Source organism: Mesotoga sp. HF07.pep.5.2.highcov, from assembly GCF_003666285.1.
GTDB classification, from domain to species: Bacteria; Thermotogota; Thermotogae; order Petrotogales; family Kosmotogaceae; genus Mesotoga; species Mesotoga prima.
On the sequence record NZ_JFHJ01000489.1, the window covers coordinates 1 to 1,504 of the forward strand.

2 protein-coding genes are annotated in these 1,504 nt (G+C 49.1%); both read right to left on the reverse strand.

The genetic code is table 11. The features are described 5' to 3' along the window. Positions 1-737: anhydro-N-acetylmuramic acid kinase (locus tag BG32_RS10365; protein WP_121526792.1), on the reverse strand; the 737-nt coding region annotated here is incomplete at its 3' end. Further along, positions 734-1,504 (reverse strand): serine hydrolase (locus BG32_RS10370; protein WP_147434948.1); only part of this gene is annotated, 771 nt, incomplete at its 5' end. The genes BG32_RS10365 and BG32_RS10370, both read right to left, overlap by 4 nt.

Below are 1,504 nucleotides of genomic sequence, written 5' to 3' on the forward strand. Positions count from 1 at the left end.
TGCCTCTCAAAATATCTTCGGTCTCTCTCTATGAGAACGTCGAGTATCGCGCTGTCGACTGAGCCCCGGGCGGCGATCTTGCCCCCTTCGTCAAACTCCATGTTGAAATACCTTTTTGCTACTAAATCTATCAGGCAGTTGGCGGGACCTGTGTCGAAGGCTTTCATGTCTTCAAGCTTCTCGGCCACATAGCTAACGTTCGCTATACCACCTAAATTTACTGCGTAGATGCCGCTTTCAAAATAGATCCAGTCGAAATAAGGAATGATAGGCGCTCCCTCACCCCCGAAGACCATGTCCTTCTTCCTGAAATCAAAGACCACCGGAAGGCCAGTCTCGGACGACACGATGTCCGCTTCACCAATCTGAAGAGTGGCATGCACTGCGGGATCGTGGTAAACGGTTTGTCCGTGGTAAGCGATTGCGTCAACCTTGACTTCCGTTCCATTTAGAAAAGACTTGATTGCATCCGCATGTCTTTTCCCGATGAGGAAGTTCATCGAATTGACTCTGTCCACACCAGAAAGCGAAGGGTCGAAAGTTTTCACTATTTCATCGTGGAAACTCGACTCGAACTGAACGGAAGAGTGCTCGAGAAGCTTCACCTTCATGGACTTTCCGCTCCCGGAACAATTAACAATTGCAAGCTCCAAACCGTCGGCCGACGTTCCCGACATGACTCCGAGAATGCTTCTTGTTCCGCTGGAGAGAAGATCTCTTATCTCATTCCAGATCATCCGAGGCTCCCGAAGACAAGGTTGTGCAGGCGTCTTCTGATCTGCTGAATCTGCGGTATCGTATCCCGCCTGCTGATATTGGTTCGGTTGGACAGCATAATAACGAATAGTCCCGTAAGTGGATCGACCCAGATCGACGTTCCGGTAAAGCCGGTGTGTCCAAAAGCCTCTTCTCCAAGCATGTCACCTGCACTGGAACCTCTTGCAGGTGCCATCCAGCCTAGATGCCGTTTGCTTTCACCTATCGATACTGTTTCAGATATGAACGTTTCAAAGACCCTGGAAGGTACCAGTCTAGCATACATAAGACTGGAGACGAACTTGAAAAGATCTTCAACCGATGAAAAAACGCCGGCATTTCCGCTCACTCCACCGAGATAATACGCAAGTTCGTCATCCGGCAACCCTCTTAGAACCTTTCCTTCCCGTTCGCTTGTCGGCGCCACGTGATCTAAGCTCTTCGGCAGATATGTGGTCGAATTCATCCCGAGCGGTTCGAAAATCTGTTGTGAACAGAACTCGTCGAATTTCACAGAAGTGACTTTCTCTACAATGGCCATGAGAGTTATGAAGTTCAGGCATGAATAGTTTATCTGTTCCATCGGCGAGGTTTCAGGTTCGAGATCTATGATTGATTTCAGCAATTCACGTCCCTTAAACTCTCGCCATGCCTCGGAATATGGCTGCATACCTGAAGTGTGCGTGAGCAGATGGAAGATCGATATCGCCTTCTTCGACTCCGGAACATCGAAGAAATCTCCGAGCGT